This is a genomic window from Burkholderia guangdongensis, assembly GCF_013403875.1.
GTDB lineage: Bacteria > Pseudomonadota > Gammaproteobacteria > Burkholderiales > Burkholderiaceae > Burkholderia > Burkholderia guangdongensis.
This window is the reverse complement of record NZ_JACBNX010000036.1, coordinates 23611-31125: the sequence shown is the minus strand read 5'-3', so window position 1 is coordinate 31125 and position 7515 is coordinate 23611. Positions and strand designations below refer to the sequence as shown.

Annotated in this window: 8 protein-coding genes; 7 read left to right on the top strand and 1 reads right to left on the bottom strand. The window is 67.0% G+C overall.

Translation table 11 applies throughout. The features are described 5' to 3' along the window. Positions 1-451 precede the first annotated feature (451 nt). The gene (locus HZI36_RS25585; protein WP_179405468.1) at positions 452-1717 is read right to left on the bottom strand and encodes an SGNH/GDSL hydrolase family protein; all 1266 of its coding nucleotides are present in this window, start codon (positions 1715-1717) and stop codon (positions 452-454) included. Positions 1718-1914: 197 nt separating this feature from the next. On the opposite strand from HZI36_RS25585, the gene paaA reads away from it, so the two are divergent. From paaA to HZI36_RS25550, 7 genes are all read left to right on the top strand, one after another. Next, entirely contained in the window at positions 1915-2922 is a 1008-nt protein-coding gene (paaA, locus tag HZI36_RS25580; RefSeq protein WP_179405467.1) for a 1,2-phenylacetyl-CoA epoxidase subunit PaaA, read from the top strand. Between the two features lie 22 nt (positions 2923-2944). After that, positions 2945-3229 carry a 1,2-phenylacetyl-CoA epoxidase subunit PaaB gene (gene paaB / locus HZI36_RS25575; protein ID WP_179405466.1) on the top strand — a complete coding sequence of 95 codons (285 nt, stop codon included), beginning with the start codon at positions 2945-2947 and terminating at the stop codon, positions 3227-3229. 11 nt (positions 3230-3240) lie between these two features. Beyond that, positions 3241-4044 (top strand): 1,2-phenylacetyl-CoA epoxidase subunit PaaC, encoded by an 804-nt coding sequence (gene paaC / locus HZI36_RS25570; RefSeq protein ID WP_179405465.1) that lies wholly within the window; start codon positions 3241-3243, stop codon positions 4042-4044. 26 nt (positions 4045-4070) lie between these two features. Continuing rightward, positions 4071-4682 carry a 1,2-phenylacetyl-CoA epoxidase subunit PaaD gene (gene paaD, locus HZI36_RS25565; RefSeq protein WP_179405464.1) on the top strand — a complete coding sequence of 204 codons (612 nt, stop codon included), beginning with the start codon at positions 4071-4073 and terminating at the stop codon, positions 4680-4682. Between the two features lie 2 nt (positions 4683-4684). Further along, the gene (paaE, locus tag HZI36_RS25560; protein WP_179405463.1) at positions 4685-5773 is read left to right on the top strand and encodes a 1,2-phenylacetyl-CoA epoxidase subunit PaaE; all 1089 of its coding nucleotides are present in this window, start codon (positions 4685-4687) and stop codon (positions 5771-5773) included. Positions 5774-5895: 122 nt separating this feature from the next. After that, positions 5896-6717 (top strand): DUF1835 domain-containing protein, encoded by an 822-nt coding sequence (locus tag HZI36_RS25555; RefSeq protein WP_179405462.1) that lies wholly within the window; start codon positions 5896-5898, stop codon positions 6715-6717. Positions 6718-6737: 20 nt separating this feature from the next. Continuing rightward, positions 6738-7343 carry a TetR/AcrR family transcriptional regulator gene (locus HZI36_RS25550; protein WP_179405461.1) on the top strand — a complete coding sequence of 202 codons (606 nt, stop codon included), beginning with the start codon at positions 6738-6740 and terminating at the stop codon, positions 7341-7343. Positions 7344-7515: the final 172 nt, after the last annotated feature.

Below are 7515 nucleotides of genomic sequence, written 5' to 3'. Positions count from 1 at the left end.
AACCCTGTTACTGTTTTCGGTTCTCTCGAACCGGTCGCTCACTCAAAGCTGACAGGTCATATGAATTGCTTCATAAACCTGACTTACTTTTGTGTGAGACTCTTGATACTTTCGCTTACCTGCTCCACGGTTACCCGCGGTTCAGGTCTCGACGCCATCAAGCGCCCACACTTATCGGCTGTTCATTGTTAAAGAGCATGTCTGTCAAGAACCGCGAAACTTGCTTCGTTTCGCCCTTCTCGGCAGCGCTGCGTTTTCAGCAGCAGAGAAGCGAGATTATGATCAGTTTTCTGCAACTCGTCAACAACTTTTTTAACATCCCGTCGCTGACTGCCTGATCACTTCCACTTCCCCTTTCGCACCGCGTTCGCCGTAGCGCGAAAGAGGCGTGATTGTAGGCACGCGCCCCCTGCCGCGCAAGGGGGTATCGTAAAAATTTTTAAAGAATCTCTTACTTGCCTTCCGCCACCGCCTGCAGACGCTCGGCCGGCACCGCCTCCGCCATCGCCGCATAGCCCGCATCGCTCGGGTGGATGCCATCGCCACTGTCATAGCGACGCTGCAGCACCTCCGGGTGCGCCGGGTCGCGCAGCACCTGATCGAAATCGACGACGCCGTCGAACCCGCCGCCGCCTCGAATCCATCGGTTCACCTCCTGGCGGATCGCCTCGCGTCCCGCGGGCAGTGCAGCCGGCGTCAGCGTCGCTCCAAAAATCTTCACGCCCCGCCGGTGCGCTTCGTCGATCAGCCGGCGATATCCGTCGATCAGCGACGCAGCCGTCACCTGCGTATGCGGCGTGTCGCAGTCCAGTCCCGCGCGCGGCGGCATGGCCGCGAAGTTGATGTCGTTGATGCCAATCAGCAGAATCACCGCCTTCACGCCAGCCCGAGACAACGCATCCCGCTCGAAGCGCGCCTGCAGCGCGTCGCCATAGCACGCCGAGTCGCTGAGCAGCCGGTTGCCGCTGATCCCGAGATTTACCACGCCGACCGAACCCGCGTCCGACGACGCCAGCCGCCGCGCCAGCGCGTCCGGCCAGCGGTGATTCCGGTTCAGGCTCGAGCGCAGCCCGTCCGTGATCGAATCGCCGATCGCCGCGACGCTCGCCCGCGCCGGCCCCGCCTCCACCGCGAACTCCGTCACCCACGCATATTGCGTGAACCGGGTCCGGTAAGCCGTCTCGCGCGTATCCGTCGTGTGATCGCCGGGCGTCGACACGTAGTTCAGCTGATTCGACACCCGATGCCAGACCGTCATCCGCTGATGCGCGCCCATATAGAGACTCACCGCGTAGGGACGCCCCGCGGCGACGTCGATCGGCACCGGATCGCTGTCGATCTCCTGGCCCGGCGCGAGCGTGACCGACGCCCGGCCGCCGAACCGCACCTCGACCGTCGTGCCGTCGACGAGCGCGGCGCCGTCGCCCGCCCGCGCGAGACTCGCCGCCTCGACGACGAGCGGCGCCTTCCCGTACGCGTTGCTCACGCGGATCCGCGCCGCCCGGCCCGACACCGTCGGGTAGACGATCTCGCGCACGGTTCTGCCCGCGACGTCCGGCGCGCGATAGAGCGGCGGCGGCGCGGCGAGATCCGGAATCGGCTGCAGCGCGGTCGCCCAGGCCGCGACCCAGCCGGCCGGCGCCGCGCTCACCCCGATCGGCGACAAAAAAACAGACGCGCCCAGCACGAACGCGATACAACTACGTCGAAACGACATCAGCGAACACCTCATCGAAAAGCAGCGGGCATTGTGCCGCAGAAGCGCCGCGGCACCCCGCGCGAAGTTGTTGCGGTTCGTTTCGGCATCACGCGTCACACGGATTCACGTTTACCCGGATCACACAAATTTTCAATTAACCGACCGGTCGGTTGGTTTATACTTCGCACACATTCCCCCGGACGAGAGCTTCCGCCATGTACACGCAATCCCTCGACATCCCCGGCAACGTCGCGCCGCTCGACGCCGCCGCCCCTGCCTCCGATGCGCCCGAGCAAGCGCGCTTCGATGCCGTGATGGCCGCCGACGGCAAGATCGAGCCGCAGGACTGGATGCCCGACGCCTATCGCAAGACGCTGGTCCGCCAGATCTCGCAGCACGCGCATTCGGAAATCGTCGGCATGCTGCCGGAAGGCAACTGGATCTCGCGCGCGCCGAGCCTGAAGCGCAAGGCGATCCTGCTCGCGAAGGTGCAGGACGAAGCCGGCCACGGCCTCTATCTGTACAGCGCGTGCGAAACGCTCGGCGTGTCGCGCGACGCGCTGATCGACGCGCTGCACGCGGGCAAGGCCAAGTATTCGAGCATCTTCAACTACCCGACGCCGTCGTGGGCGGACGTCGGCGTGATCGGCTGGCTCGTCGACGGCGCCGCGATCATGAATCAGATCCCGCTGTGCCGCTGCACGTATGGCCCGTACGCGCGCGCGATGATCCGCGTGTGCAAGGAGGAGTCGTTCCACCAGCGCCAGGGCTTCGACGCGCTGCTCGCGATGATGAAGGGCACCGACGCGCAGCGCGCGATGGTCCAGCAGGCGGTGAACCGATGGTGGTGGCCGGTGCTGATGATGTTCGGCCCGAGCGACGCCGATTCCGTGCACAGCGGCCAGTCGGCCAAATGGGGGATCAAGCGGATCTCGAACGACGATCTGCGTCAGAAGTTCGTCGACGCGACCGTCGAGCAGGCGAAGGTGCTCGGCGTCACGCTGCCCGATCCGGACCTGACCTGGAACGAGGCCCGCGGCCATTACGACTACGGCGTGATCGACTGGGACGAATTCTGGCGCGTCGTGAACGGCGACGGCCCGTGCAACAAGGAGCGCCTCGCGACCCGCGTGAAGGCGCACGACGACGGCGCATGGGTGCGCGAAGCCGCGCTCGCGCACGACGCGAAGCGCCGCGCGCGCGCCGAGCAACAGGCTGCCTGAGCAACACTCTGAGGAGAACACGATGAACAAGGAATGGCCGATCTGGGAAGTCTTCATCCGCAGCAAGCAGGGCCTCGATCACAAGCACTGCGGCAGCCTGCACGCGGCCGACGCGTCGATGGCGCTGCGCATGGCGCGTGACGTGTACACGCGGCGCCAGGAAGGCGTGAGCATCTGGGTGGTGCCGTCGGCGGCGATCACCGCGTCGGATCCGAACGAGAAGGCCGAGCTGTTCGAGCCCGCCGGCGACAAGATCTACCGGCACCCGACGTTCTACACGCTGCCCGACGAAGTCAACCACATGTGAGCCCGCGCGCCATGACGACCACGCCCGAACACCTCGCCTACGTGCTGCGCCTCGCGGACAACGCGCTGATCCTCGGCCAGCGCAACGCCGAATGGTGCGGCCACGGCCCGATCCTCGAAGAAGACATCGCGCTCACGAACATGAGCCTCGATCTGATCGGCCAGGCCCGCATGCTGTATACGCACGCCGCCGAGCTCGAGCGCCAGCTCACCGGCGCGACGAAGACCGAAAACGACTACGCGTACTTCCGCGCCGAGCGCGAGTTCGCGAACTTCACGCTCGCGGAGCTGCCGCACTTCGGCCCGCTGTCGGGCAACGCGGACGCCGACAAGGACTACGCGGTCACGATCGTGCGCAACTTCCTGTACGCGACGCTGATGCTGCATCTGTGGAGCGCGCTCGAATCGTCCGACGATACGCAGCTCGCGGCGATCGCCGCGAAATCGGTGAAGGAGACGCGCTATCACGTGCATCACGCGCGCGAGTGGCTCGTGCGGCTCGGCGACGGCACCGACGAATCGCATCGCCGCGCGCAGGCCGCGCTCGACTATCTGATGCCGTACACGAGCGAATTTTTCGCGGCGGATGCGATCGACGACGCGGCCGCCGCGCAGCGGGTCGGGCCGGCGCCGGCGTCGCTCGAGGCCGCGTGGCGTGCGGACGTCGACGACGCGCTCGCCGACGCGACGCTCACGCCGCCCGCGCCCGTCCAGCACGTGATGACCGGCAAGCAGGGCGAGCACTCGGAGCACATGGGCTATCTGCTCGCCGAAATGCAGAGCCTCGCGCGCCAGCATCCGGGCGCAACCTGGTAACGCCGCGTTTTCCACGGAGCCTCACGATGTCCGCCGACACCACTGCCGCAACTCCCGCCACAATCGCCGCCACAAATGCCGCCACATTCGCCGCCACATTCGCCGCCGCCCCTCACCGCGCCGATCCGCTGCTCGCGCACGCGTGGCAGGTGCTCGAGGCGGTGCCGGATCCGGAGATTCCGGTCGTGTCGATCCGCGAGCTCGGCATCCTGCGCGACGTGCGGCACGGTGCCGACGGCCGGCTCGAGGTCGTGATCACGCCGACCTACTCGGGCTGCCCCGCGATGTCGCAGATCGCCGAGGACATCGCAGCCGCGCTGCAACAGGCCGGGCTGCCCGAGCACAGGATCGAGACCGTGCTCGCGCCCGCGTGGACGACCGACTGGATCACCGACGACGCGCGAGACAAGCTGCGCGCGTACGGGATCGCGCCGCCGACCGGCACGTGCGGCAGCGGCAGCGCCGCGCCGCAGGAAAACGTCATCCGTTTCGTTCCGAAGCCGCCGGCGCCGCCGGCCTGCCCGCGCTGCGGCTCAGCGCACACCGAACGTCTCGCGCAGTTCGCGTCGACCGCCTGCAAGGCGCTCTACCGCTGCATCGACTGCCGCGAACCCTTCGACTACTTCAAACCCTACTAGACATGGCGACTCCTCAATTCCACCCGCTGCGTATCCGCGACGTGCGCCCCGAGACCGCCGACGCCGTCACCGTCTCGTTCGAAGTGCCGCCCGAGCTGCGCGAGCAGTACCGCTTCACGCAAGGGCAGTTCGTCACGCTGAAGGCGCACGTCGACGGCGAGGAAACGCGCCGCTCGTATTCGATCTGCGTCGGCACGACCGACTACGACCGCGACGGCGAGCTGCGCATCGGCATCAAGCGCGTGCGCGGCGGGCGCTTCTCGAACTTCGCGTTCGACACGCTGCAGCCCGGTCACACGATCGACGTGATGACGCCGGACGGCCGGTTCTTCACCCATCTGAACGCGGATCACGGCAAGCAGTACGTCGCGTTCTCCGGCGGCTCGGGGATCACGCCGGTGCTCGCGATCGTGAAGACGACGCTCGAGTTCGAGCCGCGCAGCACGTTCACGCTGATCTACGGGAACCGCAGCGTCGACGCGATCATGTTCGCGGAGGAGCTCGAGGATCTGAAGAACCGCTATATGGAGCGCTTCGTGCTCTATCACGTGCTGTCGGACGACCTGCAGGACGTCGAGCTGTTCAACGGCGTGCTCGATCAGGCGAAGTGCGCGGCGTTCCTCGACACGCTGGCGCCGGCCGACTCGATCGACGAGGCGTTCATCTGCGGGCCGGGGCCGATGATGGACGCGGCCGAGGCGGCGCTGAAGGCGGCCGGCGTGCCGCAAGCGAAGGTGCATGTCGAGCGCTTCGGCACGCCGCTGCCGCAGGCGGGCGTGCCGATCGTCGAGATCACCGACGACACGCCCGCCGCCGAGCTGGAGATCGTGCTCGACGGCAAGAAGCGCAAGCTGCGGCTGCCGTACGAAGGCGTGAGCCTGCTCGACGTCGGCCTGCGCGCCGGCCTCGCGCTGCCGTACGCGTGCAAGGGCGGCGTGTGCTGCACCTGCCGCGCGAAGGTGGTCGAGGGCGAAGTGAAGATGGACAAGAACTACACGCTCGAGGAACAGGAGGTGAAGGACGGCTTCGTGCTCACCTGCCAGTGCCATCCGGTCAGCGACAAGGTCGTCGTCAGCTTCGACGAACGCTGAGCGACGCGCGCGCCGCGGGATTTCTCCGCGTCACACATCTCGCTTACACTAGGGGCCGCCCGCCGGCCGGACTGTTCATCGTCCGGCCGGCGGGCGGTTTTCTTTTTTGAGCGACCAGGCCGATGAGCACCATTCACGTCATTCAGGGCGGCACCGCCGCCGCTTCGCTGCGCACGGCGCTCGCGGAAGCGGGACGCGACGAGCGTGTCGTCGGCCTGCTCGACGACCTCGGGATCGGCCCGCTGCGCGGGATCGACGATGCCCCCGGCGCACGCGCCGCGTTCTGGCAGCGCGCGCTCGGCGACATCGTCCCCGACTGGACCGCCGAGCTCGCCGGCGAATGCGAACGGCTCGCGTCGCTCACGCCCGGATCCGGCCAGATCGTGATCTGGCACGCGCCGAGCGTCGCCGACCAGTTGCTGCTGCGGCGCGTCGCCTATCATCTGCGCAATGCGCCGCAGCGGCTGAACGAAGTCCGGCTCGCGGCCGCCGACCTCGGCGCATCGCCCGTGCGCGCCGACGACGCGTGCGCGACCGGCATGTTCCCGCCCGAGCGCCTGCGCGACAAGCTGCCGGAAGCCGCGCCGATCTCGGTGCTGCGCATCAGCCGGCTCGCGCTCGAATGGCAGGAGGCGAAGCACGCGAACGCCGAGCTTCGCTACTGGATCGCCAATACGATCACGAGCGGCCACTATGCGGACCTCGACGCGCGCGTGCTCGAGCACGCCCCCGCCGACTGGACGCCGGCCGCACGCACGGTCGGCACGGTGATCGCGCTCGCCGACCGCGGCCATCTGTTCGTCAGCGACACCGTCGCGTACTGGCGCTGCCGCGAACTCGCGGCGGCCGGCCGCCTCGAGCTGAAAGACGACGACCGGCGCGCCGACGCGCTGCGCTCGGCCGCCCTGCGCGCGGCACGGCACGCGGGCGCCGCCCCCCGATAATTTCTTCCGCATCCCAGAACATGGCCCGTACCCGAGCGCCCGACCACGAATCCCAGCGCGAGCAGATCCTCGATCTCGCCGCCGACAAATTCGCTCAAACGAGCTACCCGAGCACGTCGATGTCCGATCTCGCAACCGCGAGCGGCACCTCGAAGGCGCGGCTCTATCACTATTACGAAAGCAAGGAAGCGATCCTGTTCGATCTGCTCGACCGCTACACGAAGCGGCTGATGCTGATCATCGCCGAGGTCGAGGGCAGCAGCCAGCGGCGCCAGCTGACCGAGCGCGAGGCGTTCGCGGAGCTCGTGCGCGCGTTCCTCGGAGAATACGAGACGTCGCACAGCCGGCACGTCGCACTGCTCAACGACGTGAAGTATCTGGAGGACACGCAGCGCGCGGTGATCCTCGACCGCCAGCGCGACATCGTCGCCGCGTTCGCGCGGCAGCTCGCGCGCGCATACCCGGGGCGGATCTCGAAGGACAACCAGACGTCGGCGACGATGATGGTGTTCGGGATGATCAACTGGACGTTCACGTGGCTCAAGCCGGGCGGCCGCCTCAGCTATCGAGCCTTCGCCGAGCAGGTGATCGACATGATCGAGCGCGGCTTCTCTCAGGTCGCGTAACGGTCGCGTGGTGGCCGCGCAATGACCTCGTGATGGCCGCGGGGCAGCGCGCGCCGTCCCGGCGAAACGCTGTTTCAATTTTCACGCGGTCTCTCACAATCTTTTTCATTTTCATTACATTCAATAAAATCAATGGCTTAAGCCGATAATTTGGTCGGTTTAGAACATTCGC